The 19,098-nt window shown below is 45.2% G+C and carries 15 protein-coding genes and 1 riboswitch; of the genes, 4 read left to right on the forward strand and 11 right to left on the reverse strand.

The annotated features are described in order from the left end of the window. Positions 1-17: 17 nt before the first annotated feature. The gene (locus tag M0696_RS19865) at positions 18-1,436 is read right to left on the reverse strand and encodes a GntP family permease (protein ID WP_248602327.1); all 1,419 of its coding nucleotides are present in this window, start codon (positions 1,434-1,436) and stop codon (positions 18-20) included. Positions 1,437-1,590: 154 nt separating this feature from the next. Beyond that, positions 1,591-2,439 (reverse strand): methyltransferase domain-containing protein, encoded by an 849-nt coding sequence (locus M0696_RS19870; RefSeq protein WP_222142317.1) that lies wholly within the window; start codon positions 2,437-2,439, stop codon positions 1,591-1,593. Between the two features lie 371 nt (positions 2,440-2,810). Further along, positions 2,811-2,912, forward strand: a riboswitch (purine riboswitch). A 127-nt stretch (positions 2,913-3,039) separates the two neighbouring features. On the opposite strand from M0696_RS19870, the gene M0696_RS19875 reads away from it, so the two are divergent. Beyond that, complete coding sequence (locus M0696_RS19875) at positions 3,040-4,233, forward strand: NupC/NupG family nucleoside CNT transporter (RefSeq protein WP_003236213.1); 1,194 nt, start codon at positions 3,040-3,042, stop codon at positions 4,231-4,233. A 41-nt stretch (positions 4,234-4,274) separates the two neighbouring features. Here the strand turns inward: M0696_RS19875 and M0696_RS19880 are convergent, their stop codons facing one another. The 3 genes from M0696_RS19880 to M0696_RS19890 all read right to left on the reverse strand — a co-directional run bounded on the left by M0696_RS19880 (position 4,275) and on the right by M0696_RS19890 (position 7,490). After that, positions 4,275-4,946 (reverse strand): DUF3298 and DUF4163 domain-containing protein, encoded by a 672-nt coding sequence (locus M0696_RS19880; RefSeq protein ID WP_248602328.1) that lies wholly within the window; start codon positions 4,944-4,946, stop codon positions 4,275-4,277. Positions 4,947-5,089: 143 nt separating this feature from the next. Next, a complete protein-coding gene (locus tag M0696_RS19885) occupies positions 5,090-5,380 on the reverse strand; it encodes a hypothetical protein (RefSeq protein WP_222142319.1) in 291 nt (96 codons plus the stop codon). A gap of 49 nt (positions 5,381-5,429) precedes the next feature. Beyond that, positions 5,430-7,490 carry a catalase gene (locus M0696_RS19890; RefSeq protein WP_166846708.1) on the reverse strand — a complete coding sequence of 687 codons (2,061 nt, stop codon included), beginning with the start codon at positions 7,488-7,490 and terminating at the stop codon, positions 5,430-5,432. Positions 7,491-7,692: 202 nt separating this feature from the next. Between M0696_RS19890 and citH the strand changes: the two genes are divergently transcribed. Both citH and M0696_RS19900 read left to right on the forward strand, forming a co-directional pair. Further along, positions 7,693-8,973, forward strand: coding sequence for a citrate transporter CitH (citH, locus tag M0696_RS19895; RefSeq protein ID WP_222142320.1), 1,281 nt, complete (start codon positions 7,693-7,695; stop codon positions 8,971-8,973). 96 nt (positions 8,974-9,069) lie between these two features. Then, complete coding sequence (locus M0696_RS19900; RefSeq protein WP_166846702.1) at positions 9,070-9,648, forward strand: DUF421 domain-containing protein; 579 nt, start codon at positions 9,070-9,072, stop codon at positions 9,646-9,648. A gap of 38 nt (positions 9,649-9,686) precedes the next feature. On the opposite strand, the gene M0696_RS19905 is transcribed toward M0696_RS19900, so the two are convergent. The 5 genes from M0696_RS19905 to M0696_RS19925 all read right to left on the reverse strand — a co-directional run bounded on the left by M0696_RS19905 (position 9,687) and on the right by M0696_RS19925 (position 16,081). After that, on the reverse strand, positions 9,687-10,793 hold the full coding sequence (locus tag M0696_RS19905; protein WP_248602329.1) for a hypothetical protein: 1,107 nt from the start codon (positions 10,791-10,793) through the stop codon (positions 9,687-9,689). A 97-nt stretch (positions 10,794-10,890) separates the two neighbouring features. Then, positions 10,891-12,312, reverse strand: coding sequence for a glycoside hydrolase family 1 protein (locus tag M0696_RS19910; protein ID WP_222142322.1), 1,422 nt, complete (start codon positions 12,310-12,312; stop codon positions 10,891-10,893). A gap of 20 nt (positions 12,313-12,332) precedes the next feature. Continuing rightward, on the reverse strand, positions 12,333-14,165 hold the full coding sequence (locus tag M0696_RS19915) for a beta-glucoside-specific PTS transporter subunit IIABC (protein ID WP_248602330.1): 1,833 nt from the start codon (positions 14,163-14,165) through the stop codon (positions 12,333-12,335). A 313-nt stretch (positions 14,166-14,478) separates the two neighbouring features. After that, the gene (gene licT / locus M0696_RS19920) at positions 14,479-15,312 is read right to left on the reverse strand and encodes a transcriptional antiterminator LicT (protein WP_166846689.1); all 834 of its coding nucleotides are present in this window, start codon (positions 15,310-15,312) and stop codon (positions 14,479-14,481) included. Positions 15,313-15,406: 94 nt separating this feature from the next. Continuing rightward, positions 15,407-16,081, reverse strand: a complete 675-nt coding sequence (locus M0696_RS19925; RefSeq protein ID WP_166846671.1) for a hypothetical protein — start codon at positions 16,079-16,081, stop codon at positions 15,407-15,409. Positions 16,082-16,287: 206 nt separating this feature from the next. Between M0696_RS19925 and M0696_RS19930 the strand changes: the two genes are divergently transcribed. Continuing rightward, positions 16,288-17,574 (forward strand): MFS transporter, encoded by a 1,287-nt coding sequence (locus tag M0696_RS19930; protein ID WP_166846668.1) that lies wholly within the window; start codon positions 16,288-16,290, stop codon positions 17,572-17,574. Positions 17,575-17,593: 19 nt separating this feature from the next. On the opposite strand, the gene dbpA is transcribed toward M0696_RS19930, so the two are convergent. Continuing rightward, positions 17,594-19,033: an ATP-dependent RNA helicase DbpA gene (gene dbpA, locus M0696_RS19935; RefSeq protein ID WP_222142324.1), complete on the reverse strand. Its 1,440-nt coding sequence runs from the start codon at positions 19,031-19,033 to the stop codon at positions 17,594-17,596. Positions 19,034-19,098: the final 65 nt, after the last annotated feature.

Below are 19,098 nucleotides of genomic sequence, written 5' to 3' on the forward strand. Positions count from 1 at the left end.
ACCCCTTTCGTTTTCTCCTACACTAGACCCGTCAGGCTGTAAATCGCGATCACGGCAAATACGGCTGCCGTTTTGATAAGTGTGATCGCAAAAATATCCCGATACGATTGCCGGTGAGTCAGTCCCGTCACGGCCAGAAGCGTGATGACAGCGCCATTATGCGGCAGCGTATCCATGCCTCCTGATGCCATCGAAATGACCCGATGCATCACTTCCGGCGGAATGTTGTAAGCCTGAATCGCCTGCAAGTATTGATCCGACATCGCGCTTAACGCAATGCCCATACCTCCTGAAGCCGACCCTGTGATCCCTGCCAGCGCAGTTGTCGTGACGGCCCCTTTTACAAGCGGATCGGTAAAGGTGTGCGAAATTCCGCTGCTCAGCTTGTGAAATCCCGGCAGCGCGGCGATAACGCCGCCGAAACCATACTCGGCACCCGTATTCATAGATGCCAGCAAGGCGCCGCCGATCCCTTCATTCAGCCCTTCCTTCATTCGGGCAAACACTCTTCTCCAATCAAATAAAATCGTTGTGATGATGCCAATTACCAGAGCGAGCTCCACCGACCAAATGGCAGCTGCTGAAGAAATATCAAGCTTGCCGAACTCCTTTAATCCTATCGATGAAAAATCAAATCCATTCGGATACCACTTGGGGAGGTATATGGTGAAACATTTATTCATTGCACCTACGAGTATTAGCGGGACAAAGGCAAGCGCATGCTGCATCAGGTTTTTGTCCCGTTCGGCCGCGGGCTCAGACGATTCAAGAGCAGCAGAATTCTCCGAATCAAAACCGCCGTAGCCTTCCCCGGATGCCTGGGCTTTTTTCCGCCTCGATTCCAAATAGAGCATGCCCGCTGCCAGCACAATCACTGCGCCGAACAAGCCAAGCCAAGGAGCAGCATAAATGTCTGTTTTGAAGAACGTCGTCGGGATGACATTTTGAATTTGCGGCGTCCCCGGAAGTGCGTCCATCGTAAACGTAAAAGCCCCTAAAGCAATCGTGCCCGGGATGAGGCGTTTCGGTATGTTTGCTTCTCGAAACAGGTTTTTCGCAAACGGATATACGGCAAATACGACAACAAACAGGCTGACGCCGCTGTACGTCAAGATAGCGCCCATCAGCACGATTGCAAGTATCGCTCTTTTTGCCCCGACAAGCCTGACAATCGTTTTCGCAATGGATGCCGCAAGCCCGGACATTTCAACGACCTTTCCAAAAATCGCACCGAGCAAAAAGACCGGAAAATACAGCTTAATAAAACCCGCCATCTTCTCCATAAAAATTGATGAGAAAAAAGGAAGCACATGGCTTGGATCGGTCAGCAGCACCGCGAATAACGCGCAAATCGGCGCAAATAATATGACAGAAAATCCCCGATACGCCGTAAACATCAGCAAGCCTAACGCCAATAGAATAATGATCAGTTCCACACACATCCTCCATTTCCACGGATGGGAAAGCGTTTACAAAAGACTCTCCTCATCGGCCGGTTCCTTCCCCTTTTCCATATGTACGAGAAACGTGGGCCAACTATTCCGATTAAAAAAAGGAAAGCCCCCCTTTTTCGGAGCTTTCCTCTGCCATTCATTTCATTCCTATTAGGATATCGACATCAACGGTAATATCAGCTGATTTCATCTCTTTCAGCAGGCTGACTCTGTCTTCCGGCGCAGACCAGGCGAGCGGCGTCATCTTAAGGAGCCAATGTATCGCTTGCCGGTCAAGCGTTTTGACATAGCGCAGCCTCATATGACGGCTGTGTTCAACATTCGCTGTAAAACGCTCAACAGCTGCCGTATTGGAATACGTACGCCTTGGTGAAGCAGTATATAAAAATTGCCTTAATTCTATTAAATAATCTTTTCTCGGCACTACTTTTATGAGCATGCCATCATCCTTCAGCAGCCTATGAAACTCTGCGTAATTGGACGGAGAAAAAATCGACAGGACAACATCGAATTGGCGGTCATGAAAGGGAGCACGCGCCACATCGGCAACCGCCCACATCTGGTCTTTGAATGTCTTAGAAGCTTTTACAATCCCATCCTTCGAAAGATCGATGCCGGCTCCCGTCGCTGTTCTTCCTGCATAATCAAACCCGCAAAGCGCATTCAAATGAGAACCCTCACCGCACCCGCTATCCAAGATGGTGAATGACTCTTGACCAGATTTAAGATATCTGATGAGATCTGCAATCGCATTATGGAGCGGTTCAAAAAACCGGCATTCCCCAATTAGCCTGCTCCTCGCCTCAAAAAGTCCGGCATCGTACCCAGTTTTGGCCGGCTTCGCCAGGAAGTTCACGTATCCGTGCCGAGATATATCAAATGTGTGGCCTCGTTCTGTACAAATCAAGCTTTTTCCCAAAGCAGCATCTATGGAAGAACCGCATAGCGGGCATCGAAACATGCTGACATCAGCTGTTCGTTTCATGATAAAAAACACCTCATTCATTCATTTTTAGATAAATGAAAAAGGCATAGACAAATAAACCTGGGCCCATCTCAAAAATTGGCCAGGCCTGGCAGATTGTCTATACCTGTCATTATCTATAACGAATGAATTGGATAATCATGAAAAAAAACTCCCTTTTTGCTGTATGGGTTTCCCCATTTACATCATACAACAAACCTCAAGGAGCGGAAACCATATATAAAAGAAAAAAAGCGCTATCAAAATCATATCAACATAGCAATCCAACATGTTTTTCCTTTATTTTCTCAAATTCAAAATATAAATTTTATTATTGTGAAAATAGTTAAAAAGGTTGATTTTCAAAAAGTGAAAGGATAAAATACTGCTATCATCTTAGAAATAGACATTCTTGTATATGATCAGTAATATGGTCTGATTGTTTCTACCTAGTAACCGTAAAAAACTAGACTACAAGAAAGTTTGAATAAATTTGAACGAGTTGAAAAGGACAAGTTCTTTTCTGTTTGCTCTTATTTTTCACACTTTCTGCACTTCCAGAATTTGTGAAGGATAAGAGCTTTTTTTGTTTCCATAATAAACCTCATAGGAGTTGCTATCATGTACTTTTTATTAAACCTTGTTGGTCTCATTGTGATTATGGCAGTTGTATTCCTATGTTCTCCGCAGAAAAAGAAAATCAAGTGGCGCCCGATCATTACGTTAATTGTTCTGGAATTGCTGATTACTTGGTTTATGCTGGGAACAAAAGTCGGGAGCTGGGCCATCGGTAAAATCGGTGATTTCTTCACTTGGCTGATTGCTTGCGCCAGTGACGGTATCGCCTTTGCTTTCCCATCAGTGATGGCGAATGAAACTGTAGACTTTTTCTTTAGTGCACTTCTTCCAATTATCTTTATCGTCACATTCTTTGATATTTTAACATATTTCGGCATTTTGCCTTGGCTGATTGATAAAATCGGCTGGGTGATTTCAAAGGCTTCCCGCTTGCCGAAATTAGAAAGCTTTTTCTCTATTCAAATGATGTTCCTGGGGAATACTGAAGCACTTGCGGTCATCCGCCAGCAGCTTACGGTATTAAATAACAACCGCTTGCTTACATTCGGCTTAATGAGCATGAGCAGCATCAGCGGATCCATTATTGGATCTTACCTGTCAATGGTGCCGGCGACATACGTGTTTACAGCGATTCCTTTGAACTGCTTAAACGCGCTGATTATCGCAAACCTGCTGAACCCTGTTCATGTGCCGGAGGATGAAGATATCATCTATACACCGCCTAAAGAAGAAAAGAAAGACTTTTTCTCTACGATTTCTAACAGTATGCTTGTCGGCATGAACATGGTTATCGTTATTTTGGCAATGGTGATCGGATATGTTGCATTAACGTCAGCAGTCAATGGCATTCTTGGCGTTTTCGTACACGGACTGACCATCCAGACAATTTTTGCTTATCTCTTCAGTCCGTTCGCATTCCTGCTTGGGCTGCCGGTACATGATGCGATGTATGTCGCTCAGCTGATGGGAATGAAATTGGCAACGAACGAGTTTGTTGCGATGCTTGACTTGAAAGAAAATCTCAAATCACTTCCGCCTCACACAGTTGCGGTGGCGACGACATTCCTGACATCATTTGCCAACTTCAGTACAGTCGGCATGATTTACGGTACGTACAACTCGATCCTTGACGGCGAAAAGTCAACGGTTATCGGGAAAAACGTTTGGAAATTGCTTGTCAGCGGAATTGCAGTCTCTTTACTAAGTGCTGCGATTGTCGGCCTGTTTGTATGGTAGAAACATTGAGCCATATCCCTTTGCGGATATGGCTCTTTTGATTATTGATAAATAGAGGAAGGCACCTGCACATCCCGGATTCCGGCTGCATAAGGTCCCAAGTCATACTGGCCGAAGACGATGGCGATTCCGTTTTTCGTAAAGTAAAACGTTGTGTCTTGGTTAAGGGTAATATCCTCTTTCTTTACGTCCGGAAAAAACAGCGTGTCATGTTTTTTGATATAGCTGTATAGGTAATCTTTCGTTTTGCTGACTTTTGTTTTGGTATTCAGAATCTGATTCAGTGTCACCCGCTTTTGTGTTTTCAAGTCATAGTTGAAGGACTGAACAGACGTTAAACCATGGGCGCCGCCTGAATAGATATAATTGAGTGTTTGAATGCTGAGCTTGCCCACCGCATTGTATTTGACGCTGAAGGATGTTTGATATTCCGCTTTGAATCCCTGCTGTTCGCCTGCTTTTTTGTTTTTCAGGTATTCCTGATACGATTGTTCAATGTAGGCTTTCAGCTCTTGATTGATTTTCTTTTCAAACGCGGCATTTCCGATGTCATGCACCTGTGGATACCTTAATTCCTTGATTTTTTTGTACGTATGGCTGCTGACAGTCGGTGATTTTCCTTGAACCGCTTTTAAAGATGGGGCCGCGTATGCCAATACAGAAAAAAGCAAAACTGCAATCCCCGCGGCTTTCAGCATGTGATTCCACTTCATACGATCTCCTCCTTTGATATCGTTGTTTATCATTCCCTTTTTTAAGCAATACACACTTTTATAGACTGATAAAATCAATAGAAGTTTCTAGGTCTAACAGCTCGATTTTCCCATTAAAAAAAGAGACAACATATGTCTCCTTTTTATTGTTTACGTGCAGCAATGGCTTCGTGAACTGCTTGAGCCAAATCTATATTTCCAAACATCTCTAATACCGCAATGACGGTCTGGTCCGGAATGTGCTCTGATTCGTGTTTCGGCACGACCAGTTCATCCATGGTTTTTTTCAAACTTTCATTGAGCTTTTGCTGCGGATACGCTTTGGCGTACAGCTCCAGCGGATCAAGGTCATGGTTCACGCACCATTGGGCAAACACCAAAATCATCATATTTTCATCGCGTTCGTAAGCTTCAGCGAGCTGTTTTTCGTTCATTTGTCATGCTCCTTATGAAAAGTATCTTCCTTTAAGATACAGGAGCGGATCAAATTCGTCTATCCCAATGGCGGTGAGCGGCGACCGCCTCGATAAACGCCTTGCTGAAGGCGGTATAGTCAGCTTCATCTTTAGCAGTCACGATGCCCGGACCCTCTGTTGTTCCGACAGCTGCTTGAAGAAGATCAATTCCTTCATTTGCCGCGCCGATCGCCTTATAGTGATTGTATGCTTCTCTGATAAATGCCATCGCTTGTTTGTTGTCCTTTACCTCTGGTCCTCCTGCGGCATAGACGGCATCATACAGAACAGAATCTGCCGTCAGGAACGTGCCGCCGGCCTCAAGCTGCTGTCCTGTGCCGCTAGTGATGTACCCCAGCGTTGGGCTGATGATATCCGCTGTGATCTCTTCATGCTTTAAGGCGTCCAGCACTGTTTGCAGCTCTTTTTCATCAAATCCGTTTCCGGCGAGAACAGCGACTTTTCTCGTTGACGCTGTTTTCACTGTACGGGCCTGGCTTAACGCAGGTGAGGCAAGAATTTCTTTTGATGCTTTTCGTTTCGCCGGCGGCGCCACACCTACTCCCTTGGCGATTTCTTCCGCTAAGCCTGCATCCACATTACTGAAAACGTCAACGACCTGCCGCTGTACGTCCTTGTTTTTGACCTTTCCGACCTCGAAGCAGAAGGCAGAAATGATGTGCTGTTTTTCGACAGGAGACATGCTGTTCCAGAAAAGCTTCGCCTGTGAGTAATAATCGTTGAAGCTGTCGCTCCGCTGACGGATTTTTTTGCCCTCGACTTTCTCCTGATAGTGGACGTAGCCGCCTTCTTCAGCTGTCGCAGGCGACGGGTCATTGTTCTGCAGAGAATTTTTATGATAGGCGACCGGCCCCTTATTGATGGTCATCCGGTGATAGCCGTCGTATTGGTTGTTATGGAACGGACATACCGGCCGGTTAATCGGAATCTCATGGAAGTTCGGTCCTCCAAGACGAATGAGCTGTGTGTCTGTATAAGAAAAAAGCCGTCCCTGCAACAGCGGATCATTTGTAAAATCGATGCCCGGCACGACATTTCCCGGATGGAATGCGACTTGTTCCGTTTCAGCAAATACATTATCCTGGTTGCGATTCAGCGTCATTTTCCCAATGATTTTCACCGGTACAAGCTCTTCCGGCCACAGCTTGGTCGGATCAAGAATATCAAAATCAAATTTGAATTCATCTTCTTCATCAATCATCTGTACGCCGAGCTCATATTCGACCGTGCCGCCGTTTTCAATCGTTTCCCACAGGTCGCGGCGGTGGAAATCAGGATCTTTCCCGGCAATTTTCTGCGCTTCATCCCATACGAGAGAATGCACGCCAAGCACCGGCTTCCAGTGGAATTTCACAAAACGCGCCTTACCTTGTTCATTCACAAAACGAAACGTGTGAACACCGAAGCCCTCCATCATTCTATAGCTGCGCGGGATGCCTCTGTCCGACATCGTCCACATCACCATATGTGCCGACTCAGGATTATTGGCGACAAAATCCCAAAACGTATCATGAGCGGTCGCGGCCTGAGGCATTTCATTGTGAGGTTCAGGCTTAAACGCGTGAACCAGATCCGGGAATTTGATCGCGTCCTGAATGAAAAATACCGGGATGTTATTTCCCACAAGATCATAGTTTCCCTCTTCAGTATAAAACTTTGTCGCAAAGCCTCTGGCATCCCTCACCGTGTCTGCGGAGCCTTTAGAACCCGCGACTGTCGAAAAACGGACAAATACCGGCGTCTTCACTGAAGGGTCCTGAAGAAATTTGGCCCGTGTATACTCGGTCATCGGCTCGTAAACCTGAAAAAAGCCATGCACGCCATATCCGCGCGCATGCACAACACGCTCCGGAATCCTCTCATGGTCAAAGTGCGTCATTTTCTCCCGGAAGTGAAAATCCTCCATCAGCGTCGGGCCGCGAACTCCGGCTTTTAAAGAGTGTTCATCTTCCGATACTCGCACGCCTTGGTTTGTCGTCATTTTCTTCCCACTGTTATCGGCCCTGTACTGCTCAAGCTGCTCGTCCTTTGAGTGTTCATTTACACGTTTGTTTTGATCATCACTCATGTCTGTTCCCCCTTTTTAAAACGAAACATTCTACAGCACATTTACCCTTAGCATTCTTCATATAAACTGCTAATCCGCTTAATAGGATTTTAGGTCTACATATCAAGATGAGGACATACATATTTGAAATAAGCCTTCTACTCAGAAAGAAAAAGTGGGAGCGCTTACCTAGAATGCACTGTTGAATAGGGGAGGTCATATTGTGCTTGCCATACTCGGTTTTGTGATGATTATTGTCTTTATGTACCTTATTATGTCTAACCGGCTTTCTGCTCTTATTGCCTTGATTGTTGTTCCTGTTGTGTTTGCCCTGATCAGCGGATTTGGCAAAGATCTTGGCGAGATGATGATTCAGGGCGTTACAGACCTCGCTCCTACCGGTATCATGCTGTTATTCGCCATTTTGTACTTCGGCATTATGATTGACTCAGGTTTGTTTGATCCTCTCATTGCCAAAATTTTATCACTTGTCAAAGGAGATCCGTTAAAAATCGCCGTCGGTACAGCAGTTCTGACGATGACCATTTCGCTGGACGGAGATGGGACAACAACCTATATGATTACCATTGCGGCGATGCTACCTCTGTACAAAAGGCTCGGCATGAATCGTTTGGTGTTAGCGGGAATTGCGATGCTCGGTTCTGGGGTGATGAACATTATTCCGTGGGGCGGGCCGACGGCGAGGGTTTTGGCTTCCTTAAAATTGGACACGTCAGAGGTATTCACGCCGCTGATTCCCGCTATGGTCGCCGGCATTCTCTGGGTGATCGCCGTTGCTTATATCCTCGGAAAAAAAGAGCGGAAGCGTCTCGGCGTCATTTCGATTGAACACGCACCGTCTTCCGATCCGGATGTTGCGCCGCTCAAGCGTCCCGCCCTCCAATGGTTTAATCTGCTGCTGACTGTGGCTCTGATGGCCGCTCTGATCACCAGCCTGCTGCCGCTAGCTGTTCTTTTTATGACCGCATTCGCCATCGCCTTAATGGTAAACTATCCAAATGTCAAAGAGCAGCAGAAACGGATCTCGGCGCATGCAGGAAATGCGTTAAACGTTGTCTCGATGGTGTTTGCGGCAGGCATTTTCACAGGCATTCTCTCTGGCACAAAAATGGTGGATGCGATGGCACATTCTCTCGTTTCACTTATCCCTGACGCCATGGGTCCGCACCTGCCGTTGATCACAGCCATCGTCAGCATGCCATTCACCTTTTTCATGTCAAATGACGCCTTTTACTTCGGTGTCCTTCCCATCATCGCAGAAGCCGCTTCCGCTTACGGAATAGATGCCGCTGAAATCGGAAGAGCCTCCTTGCTGGGCCAGCCGGTGCACCTGCTCAGCCCGCTTGTGCCCTCCACCTATCTATTGGTCGGAATGGCAGGCGTCAGCTTTGGTGACCATCAAAAATTCACCATTAAATTGGCCGTGGGGACAACGATTGTCATGACGATTGCAGCGCTTTTGATTGGGATTATTTCGTTTTAACGAGAAGGGATTTCCGCTAGCGGAAATCCCTTTGTTCTGTATAATCCGAAAAGCCTAGATCATACTATGGAAAAACCAACACAAAAAGGTGATTGCATGAATTTTGCTTGGGAAGCACTCATTTTAATTATATCCGGGATCATATTGCTCAGAATATCAGGGAGAAAGTCAATCTCTCAAATGACGTTAGCACAAACTGTGGTTATGATTTCAATTGGAACAATTATTGTCCAGCCGATTATAGAGACAAGTTTATGGAAAACCCTTGTGGCAGCCAGTATTTTTACTGTGGCGCTAATACTCATGGAATGGTTCCAGGTGAAGGCCAATTGGATGGAAAAGTTCATAACCGGCAAAGCAAAATTAGTCGTTGAAGATGGTAAACTCAATATAGAAAATATGAAAAAATTGAGGCTGACAGTTGACCAGCTTGAAATGCGAATGAGGCTTCACGGAATCACCAGCATAAAGGACATTAAGAATGCAACGATCGAAGCGAACGGCCAATTAGGATTTGAATTGCATGATGACAAGAAGCCGCTAACCATGGGTGATTTTAAGAAAATGATGAATGTTCCTGCTGCAAATACAATGAATCAGCCTGAACCTGATAAGCAAGATAACATTTTTGAGGAGTTAAAAAACACTAATCATTCCGCTGGCAAATTAAAATAAAGGCTATTTCATTGTAATGAAATAGCCCAAGTGAATTCTTATTGAATATACGAAATGACTGGCAAGCTTTCAACGCCTGATGCGTAGTAGTAATTTAAAACACTGAAAAAGTCGATTGCTTTGCCGGTTTTTACATCAACGATTAAAATATGATCACCATAGTTTTGATCATCTGCATCAAGTCTTCTAGGTGTTTTTTTTCCTAACGTATCAAGAAAAGAGTCTTCGTAACCTACCCCTGATTGATACGCTGATACATGATGCATAAACAGAGTCCCTGTATCTAAGTAAACCATCACTGCCGAATTTGAGCTCGCATAACTAGCACGATAAGTAACAGGATCAGAAACGCTTTTCACCTTCACATCGGAAATAGAATGGGTGCGCTGATTATACCCGCCGCCATACGAAAAGTAATATTCTCTTTCCCAGCTTAATGAAGATGTTTTTGTATTGGTATTATACAACAATGTTCCGTTTGCATAGACAGAGCCGTCTGCGTACTCAGCAACAAAAGTTTGCAAATTAGAGGTGATCGACTTCACACTTGTGTAATTTGAAGGGTTTTTTGCGTTTAACTGAATGTTGTATGAATCTCCCAGCGTTCCTTCAGAATAAACCCGGATCATATAATCGCCGGCCGGAAGCTCTTTTAAAAGAACTAAGTTCCCCGCATCCATTACAATATTAGTCGGCTGTGCTTCACCCGTGTCCCAATTGACAACATACAATTTTACATAATACTGACTGTTAGCAGACAAAATCCGTGTGATTAGAGTTCGATCTGACGAAGTGCTGAAAAAATACATATCGTCTGGGTTATTTTCGTTAAGAACAGATGAAGTATCGAATACTTGGTCTTCGGAGTTGTACATGGAAGTTGTATTAAAAACATTCTCATCTGCAGGCTTCTTTACTTTAATGGGTTCTGCTTTTTTATCCTTTTTAAGGCTTCCTGCATCTGCTTGCTTTAAAGAAACATCCTCAATTTCCTTATGGTTTTTCAATGTTTCCTGCTGTTTCATGATTGCTTTCTCTTTTGGCACGCTTTGCGCCGCGGCAGTATTTGAATTCAGACAAAAGCTAAAGGCCACAATCAAGACAGCACACAATAGGGGTAATGAAAATATTTTTTTGTTCTTCATATACAAACTCCTTCCAGATTTTATACTTTACATATCGGCAGGAAGCTTTAACTGGTTTACATTTATTACTCAATGTTCTTAATTTGTATATTTTTAACTACCCTTTCAACACTTCGCCATTTGAAGCAATCAGCTCTTTATACCAATAAAAACTTTTCTTGCGGATCCGGCGCAGATCCTTCAGATCAAATTCATCACGGTTGACGTAAATGAAGCCATAGCGTTTCGAGCAGCCTTGGTGTGTAGAAATCAAGTCAATGGCTGACCATGGAGAGTAGCCAAACACATCGACGCCGTCTGTGATGGCCCACTGAATTTGTTCGATGTGCTGTTTTAGATAATCAATGCGGTAATCATCATTGACCGTATCATTTTCTTCTAATTGATCGAAAGCGCCAAGCCCGTTTTCTGTGATGATCAATGGCAGCTGATAACGGTCATAGATTTCTCTAAGCGTGGAGCGGAAACCGACCGGATCAATCTCCCAGCCGAAGTCATTTTTCTTCAAATGCGGGTTGCTGCTGCCGCGGTAGACACCGTCTTCTCCCGTTTTTAAGTGCTGGTCTCCTCCCCGTGCCACTTCGTCCGATCCATCGCCTTTGCTCGCTGCTGCTGTTTGAGAGGTATAGTAGTTAAAGGCGATAAAATCAGGTTTCGCGGATTGCAGAATCTCCATGTCACCATCTTCAATGATTGGCGTATAGCCTTTTTCTTTCATATAAGCCCACGCCGTCGTATTGTAGCGCCCATGAACTGCCATGTCTAAATAGAGCCAGTTCCGAATCGCATTATAGTTGAAAGCCGCCACAATATCCTCCGGTTTTGAAGACGCCGGATAGATAAGCGCGATATTCGGAGCAGGACCGATCTTTGCGTCCGGCAGCATGTCGTGGCAGAGGTTCATGGCTTTTGCCTGCGCCACCAGCATGTGATGATTTTGCTGATACAGCTCTTTTTTCGGGTTTTTGAGATTCGGGTCAAGTGTGCCTAAAGCGCTGCCATGAAGGATCATCATGTTTTGTTCGTTGATGGTCAGCCAGTACTTGACGCGGTCACCGAAGTGCTCAAACAACACCTTGGCATACCGTTCAAACGCATCGATTGTCGCTCTCTGCGACCAGCCGCCTTTTTTCTGCAAGGCATTCGGCAGATCAAAGTGATACATCGTAACGATTGGTTCAATCTTGTATTTGAGCAGCTCATCAATCAGGTTGCTGTAAAATTCAATTCCCTTGTGGTTGATGTCTCCGTCGCCGTCAGGAATAATCCGCGTCCATGCGATGGAAAACCGGTACGCTTTAAAGCCCATTTCAGCAAACAAGGCAACGTCTACTTTATAGCGATGGTAATGGTCGCTGGCGACTTTAAAATCAGTCGTTCCTTCAGGATAGCTGTCGCGTGCGTCAATCACTGACGGGCCTTTTCCGTCCTCGTTCCACGCGCCCTCAACTTGATAGGCAGAAGTAGATGCGCCCCACAAAAAATTTTCTGGAAATGCTGCAAGTGTTTTATAGTTCATTGTTTGTTCCTCCCATGGTTTTAGATTAAAGAAAAGATTCTTTCCTCTATTTTGACTTGCTTTTGGTCTGTTTGAATGACGTCAGTATATTGATCTGTGTTTGTGATGACGATTGGCGTATTCATATCAAACCCCGCTTTTAGTAAGTCATCCAGGTCAAATTCAGCAAGCAAATCACCTTGTTTAACCGCTTGTCCCTGCACTACTTTAGGATAAAAGTGCTTACCCTCCAGCTTCACCGTATCAAATCCGAGGTGAATGAGGATTTCCGTTTCCTGATCGGTAACCATGCCGAATGCATGGCCCGTCGGGAAAACGGTTGATATTACGCCATCCGCTGGTGCAACGAGTCTGCCTTTTTCCGGTAAAATCGCTATCCCTTTTCCGAGTGTCTCAGATGCAAACACTTTATCCTTCACTTCTGTTAGCGGAACCACTTTTCCTTCTAACGGGCTGCTGATCTCTTCCCGGCGGACTGAGGGTGCAGGTGTTTCGGCTTTGATTTCTGTTTGTTCCGCGGGGTCTTCAAACCCGACAATATACGTGAGGATGATTGATAGAATAAAAGATACCGAGATTCCCAAGATAAAACCGGCAAAGCCCTGTCCGTAGAAAATCGGGATCGTCAATAGTCCGGGTGCGCCAGATGCGATGGCCACGCTGTGAGCCTGTCCGATAATCGCACCGCCAACAGCAGCACTAATGACGCCGCATACAAAAGGTTTTTTCAGCCTGAGCGTCACGCCGTACACGGCCGGTTCTGTAATGCCGAAAATCCCTGTGACAGCGGCGGAACCGGCAAGCGCCTTTAATTTTTTGTTTTTCGTTTTCAGCATGACACCCACAGCAGCTCCCGTTTGTGCAAACACTGCTGCCGCTGTAGCCGGTTTGATCGAATCCTGCCCATTGACCGCAATGTTATTTAAAATGACCGGCACAATCCCCCAGTGAATGCCGAAGATGACAAGAATCTGCCAGAGTGCCGCGATCACAGCGCCGGCCAGCATTGGGTTAAAGCTGAAGATGGCCAGAATCGCAGACGCGATGGCATTTCCCGCGTTTACGCCAACCGGGCCGAATACAATTAATGTGAGCGGCACAATGGTTACCAGACAAATCAGCGGGGTAATGAAGGTTTTCACACTATCATGAATCATCCGGTTCAAAGACTTCTCAACATAACTCATCATTAAGATCGCCAGAATGATCGGTATCACAGTTGACGTATAGTTCATTAACACGACTGGAATACCGAAAAAGTCTGTTTCCGCATTTCCATTCTTCAACTCAATGATCGTTGGATAGATAAGCGCACCCGCAACTGTGACAGAAACAAATAGATTCGCGCCAAATTTCCGGGCAGCGGTAATGGCCAGCAAGAGCGGCAAAAAGTAAAACAGGCTGTCCGCAGCGGCATACAGTATCGTATAAGTGGTTTCCTCTGTTTTGAGCCAGCCGGCATTTGTACATATCATCAGCAGGCCCTTTAAAATTCCCGCGCCCGCCATCACGCCAAGCAAAGGTGTAAAAATGCTCGATACGATATCAACCAGCCGTCCGAACAGATTCCCTTTCTGGGCAGAACGTTCATCACGGTCATCATTCAGCAAATTAGACATTTTTCCAATCTCTTGATACACCTCTGAAATGTGATTGCCGACCACAACTTGAAACTGCCCGCCGCTTTCCACTACAGTTACGACATCATCCAAAGCTTCGATTTTATCTTTATTTGCTTTCGACCGGTCGTTCAGCGTAAAACGCAGGCGTGTCGCACAATGTACAAGGGAACGCACATTTTCTTCCCCGCCAACCAGCTGTAGTATATTTTTTGCCGCCGCTTGAATCCCCATTTTCCTCTCATCCCTTCTGCTAAAAAATAAAAAACCTAAACTACCCCTATCGCAATAGGAACAAGTAGTTTAGGTTTTGCCTGCCTGGCCAGTAACAATCCTATGAAACGCCATCATTCGTTTTTTCTGTAAAACGCCACCATCACCATCCCTCTGAAAAAAATAAAAACCTAAATTACCATCAGCACAGACAGAGATCTTCCGCACTCATTGTAATTTAGGTTTTGCCTGCTTATCAGTAACAATCCTAACATCATCATATGTGAATGTAAGAAAAAACTAACACAAGAAAATGAAAATGTCAACGCTTTCATTATGTTTGTTTGACGACCCTTTCTATGTGAATCGTTAAATACAGCAACTCGTCACTGGTGAGCTTGTGATCATACTCCCGCTCAATGTATGTTTGGATTTTCTTCGTGCATTCATACGCGCGATGGTACTTTCCTTTCACCGTATCCAGCAAAAAATCGTCCTGGCTTTCCATGTATGTGCCGTTAAATAGACGCTGCGCAAAAAACTTTAAATGAGTGACGAACCGATAATAGTGAAGCGATTCTTCGTTGAATTCAATCTTAAAATGGTATTTTACGATACTCAAAATCTCTTGCATGACTTTTGTAATGTTGATGATATTAGGCATCTCTTCGTTTAGCTCGGCATTTACGATATGCAGGGCTATAAAGCCTGCTTCATCCTCCGGCAGAGACACGCCAGTCTTGTTTTTCACCATGTGCAGCGCTTCTTTGCCGATTTCAAATTCGTCTTTGTACAGCCGCTTTGTTTCCCACAGCAAGGCGTTTTTGATATCAAGCCCTTTCTGATTGCGCTGGATGGCAAAGTTAATATGATCGGTCAGTGACACATAGATGCTGTCGTTGAGCTTTTTGCCGAGCTGTAATTTCGCATAGCTGATAATCTCTTCAGATACTTCCATACACTCGATCGGTATATCATACAAAAGGGTTTTGAATTTTTCAGATACATCCTTGTTATCGAGCGTGAACACCTTTTCAATGCGAGCTTCATCGACATCATCTCCAGACTTTTTCTGGAACGCGAGCCCCCTGCCCATGATGACCAATTCTTTTCCCTGCTCATTGACCACGCTGATCACATTATTGTTGATCACCTTCGCAATTTTCATGACATGTCCCTCCAATCAACTAAGAACAGACTATACCTTGATTGTACATTCTTTTTGTACTAGGTCAATATCATCAGGGAAAGACGGGAACAGGTCAATTCAATTCACTCAGCACCGGCTGCCCGGGCTGTTTTTGAAGCAGCGCCTCCAGATGGCGTTCAAATGATGCCTTGTCAACTTTCTGCTTTTTGACAATGCTGTTCATGATTTTGACGCTTTCGGCGCTGTATTGTGTATATTGTTTTTTCAACTGATCCAGCTGCTGTCTTGTCTTATTTGCGTTTTTTGGTGTGACTCGGCTGATGAGTTTGATCATACGTTCTGTGACCTCAAAAAAAGCGGCTCTATTTTCTTTAAGCTGCTGCATTTCATTGCGGCTCATTTCTTGATTGCGGGTTTTTTGAAGCAAAGCGAATGCCTCGCTGTTTTGTTTTTTGAGCTGTTTATTTTCAAATTGAATCGATTCAAGGTTCTCCTTCGCAATGTCTGCTTCTTCTTCAGTCATGCTGCTCCGTACGAAGTATTCAGGATTGCCGATTCCATAATCAAATACTTCGCTTACACGCATCATGGAGCTGAAAACAATGGCCAGCTGCATATCGCTTGGAAGGGTCCGAAAGTCCTGCTTTTTCTTATTGCTCATCGGTTTGGCTGCGGTTTGTTTTACCGTCTTTTGATCACGGTCTGCAAATGTCTGAGTTTCACTTTCGCATGCGCTCATCGCGAGAACTGTGACCAGCAGGCTTATACATAAGCCTATTCGCCTCATGCTCTGTCTCCTCTCTGCTGCACCTCTACTGGAAAATTCGTCAAAATATAGATAAATGGTACCAGATACACCCATACCTAGCAATAAATCAAAAGTATGATTCGCAGCAAAAAAACATAAACATTTTGTAAAAATTGACGTTGATCCCATTCTTTTCAGGCCTATTTCTCGTACAATAGAAGTATCGTTACCGGAGGAGGGCGCTGATGATGAAACGTTTTACGAAACAAGAAAACAGCTGGGTGTTATATGACTGGGCAAATTCTGCTTACTCGATTGTCGTAACCACCGCGGTGTTTCCGTTATTTTATAAATCAGCAGTTGCAGAAAGCGGTGTCAGCGCTGCCCAATCGACTGCCTATTTGGGTTATACCATTGCGATTTCAACGTTTATTCTCGCCATGCTCGGGCCGATTTTAGGCACGATCGCCGACTATGAAGGATGCAAGAAAAAGTTCTTCGGTTTCTTTGTGTCAGCCGGTGTCGCCAGCACCGCGATGCTCGCCTTTATCCCGAGTGAACATTGGCTGCTTTTGTTGCTGATTTATACGATATCGGCTATCGGTTTTTCCGGCGCCAACGTGTTTTATGATGCCTTTCTCGTTGACGTCACTTCAGAAAAACGGATGAATATCGTCTCTGCACGGGGTTTTGGCTTAGGCTACATAGGAAGCACGATTCCATTTATCATCAGCATTGCTGTCATCCTGCTTGCACAAGCAGAAACGATTCCGATGTCTGTATCGGCCGCAAGCCAGCTGTCCTTTTTCATAACGGCTGCCTGGTGGGGGCTGTTTACCATCCCGATGCTGAAACATGTCCATCAGCGCTATTACATCAAAAGAGAACCTCATATTGTCATCAACAGCTTTAAGCGGCTTGGCCAAACGATGAAACGGATTAGGCAATACCGGGCGCTGTTCCTCTTTTTGCTTGCGTATTTCTTTTATATCGATGGAGTCGGCACGATTATTACGATGTCGACATCCTATGGATCTGATTTAGGGATCAGCCCCACAAGCCTCCTGATCATCTTGTTTGTCACCCAGGTCGTCGCCGCGCCGTTTTCCATTGTATACGGAAAACTGGCAGAACGCTTTACGGGAAAAACAATGCTGTACGTTGGGATTGTTATTTATATGATTGTCTGCGTGTACGCCTATTTTCTGGAGACAACGCTTGATTTCTGGATACTGGCCATGCTTGTCGCCACCTCGCAGGGCGGCATTCAAGCCCTCAGCCGTTCATATTTCGCCAAGCTGGTGCCAAAGCGCCACGCCAATGAATTCTTCGGCTTCTACAACATTTTCGGGAAATTCGCCTCGATTATGGGGCCGCTGCTCATCGCCGTTACTGCCCAGCTGACAGGGAAATCCTCGACTGCGGTGTTCAGCCTGATCATTTTGTTTGTGATCGGAATCGTCATCCTCGCCTTTGTGCCGGAAGAGAACTGTGCCGATGTCAGCCAGCATCAAAATGACCTGCCCCTTTAACCGGGAGCAGGTCATTTCATCATTTATTCGCTTTATTCACCTTGAGTTTTTTCCCTTTGACGGTTGTATTCTTCATTGCTTTGAGAACATGAGGGCCTTTTCCGTTTAAAATTTCCACGTAAGAGGCGTTGTCCATGATCGTGATAATGCCGATGTCATCAGCTGACACACCATCAATTTTGGCAATCGTCCCTACAAAATCAACGGCTCTGATTTTCTTTTTCTTTCCGCCGTTAAAATACAGTTTCATAATGTCTTTATTCAGCTCTTCGCTTTTGTCCTTTTTGAATTCCGGACGGTCATTCAATTTAGATAGAAATTCAGGTTTCTTCTTTTCCACTTCTTCTTGAGAAGGGGCTTCTATGTTTTGAATCTCAAACCCGATATATTCTTCAATGTCAGCTAAAAACCTTTTTTCGAAGGCTGTGACAAACGAAATGGCCTTTCCTTTGTTCCCTGCGCGCCCCGTCCGGCCCGTGCGGTGGACGTAGCTTTCCTTTTCAAGCGGCAGATCATAGTTAATGACAAGGGAGATATTTTCAATATCAATCCCGCGCGCGGCGACATCTGTCGCGACTAGGTACCGGTACTCGCCTCGTTTAAATTCATTCATGACGTCGAAGCGGTCTTCCTGAATCATTCCGCCGTGAATTTTATCGCATGGATATCCTAAGTCATCCAATTCATCGGTCAGCTGATTGACGTGCTCTTTCGTTCGGCAGAAAATGATGCAGCTGTCGGGATTCTCGGTTATCAGCACATCTTTCAGCAAAGAAAACTTATTCTCTTCTCTTACTTGAATCACCGCATGTTCAATATTCCTTGTGGTGAGGCCGGCCGCTTTGATTTCGATATGCTCCGGGTTTTGCATATATTGACGGCTCAATTTCTCAATATCCTCCGGCAGCGTCGCTGAAAACAGCATCGTCGTGCGCTCAACCGGAAGATGCTTGATAATCGCCTCCACCTGCTCGATAAAGCCCATATTCAGCATCTCATCCGCCTCATCAATGATTAAATAGGAAAGACGGTCTAACGGCAGCGTGCCCTTTTCGATATGATCCAGAACGCGGCCTGGCGTACCGACAACGATATGGCTTTTTTGCTTCAGCTCGGCTTTTTGTTTATCAAAAGATGATTTTCCAAACACGGCTGTCGCTTTGATTCGTTTAAATCGTCCGATGTTCGTGATATCCTCTTTTACTTGCACCGCAAGCTCACGGGTCGGAGTTAAAATAAGCGCCTGCGGCTTGTTTTCATCCCAATCCGCCAGCTCACAGAGAGGAATCCCAAACGAAGCCGTTTTCCCGCTTCCCGTCTGTGATTTGACGACAAGATCCTTTCGTTCAAGGGCAGCAGGGATCACGCTCTGCTGCACCTTGGTCGGTTCTGTATATCCCAGTCCTTCTAATGCTCGTAAAATGTCATGACTGATTTGATAGTTTTTAAAATGACTCATGTATAAACTCCTGTCTCTTGCAGATGTTCTCATTATACGCTAATTCACGCAGGCATATGTGTTTT

Source organism: Bacillus rugosus, assembly GCF_023238245.1.
Lineage (GTDB): Bacteria > Bacillota > Bacilli > Bacillales > Bacillaceae > Bacillus > Bacillus rugosus.

Bases quoted from the DNA above. Each gene is read 5' to 3' on its own strand.
- dbpA (WP_222142324.1), bottom strand. From the start codon at position 19,033: ATGAGTCATTTTAAAAACTATCAAATCAGTCATGACATTTTACGAGCA.
- M0696_RS19890 (WP_166846708.1), bottom strand. From the start codon at position 7,490: ATGAGTGATGATCAAAACAAACGTGTAAATGAACACTCAAAGGACGAG.
- M0696_RS19930 (WP_166846668.1), top strand. From the start codon at position 16,288: ATGATGAAACGTTTTACGAAACAAGAAAACAGCTGGGTGTTATATGAC.
- M0696_RS19925 (WP_166846671.1), bottom strand. From the start codon at position 16,081: ATGAGGCGAATAGGCTTATGTATAAGCCTGCTGGTCACAGTTCTCGCG.
- M0696_RS19910 (WP_222142322.1), bottom strand. From the start codon at position 12,312: ATGAACTATAAAACACTTGCAGCATTTCCAGAAAATTTTTTGTGGGGC.
- M0696_RS19900 (WP_166846702.1), top strand. From the start codon at position 9,070: ATGAATTTTGCTTGGGAAGCACTCATTTTAATTATATCCGGGATCATA.
- M0696_RS19870 (WP_222142317.1), bottom strand. From the start codon at position 2,439: ATGAAACGAACAGCTGATGTCAGCATGTTTCGATGCCCGCTATGCGGT.
- licT (WP_166846689.1), bottom strand. From the start codon at position 15,312: ATGAAAATTGCGAAGGTGATCAACAATAATGTGATCAGCGTGGTCAAT.
- M0696_RS19880 (WP_248602328.1), bottom strand. From the start codon at position 4,946: ATGAAGTGGAATCACATGCTGAAAGCCGCGGGGATTGCAGTTTTGCTT.
- M0696_RS19905 (WP_248602329.1), bottom strand. From the start codon at position 10,793: ATGAAGAACAAAAAAATATTTTCATTACCCCTATTGTGTGCTGTCTTG.
- M0696_RS19915 (WP_248602330.1), bottom strand. From the start codon at position 14,165: ATGGGGATTCAAGCGGCGGCAAAAAATATACTACAGCTGGTTGGCGGG.
- M0696_RS19875 (WP_003236213.1), top strand. From the start codon at position 3,040: ATGTACTTTTTATTAAACCTTGTTGGTCTCATTGTGATTATGGCAGTT.
- M0696_RS19885 (WP_222142319.1), bottom strand. From the start codon at position 5,380: ATGAACGAAAAACAGCTCGCTGAAGCTTACGAACGCGATGAAAATATG.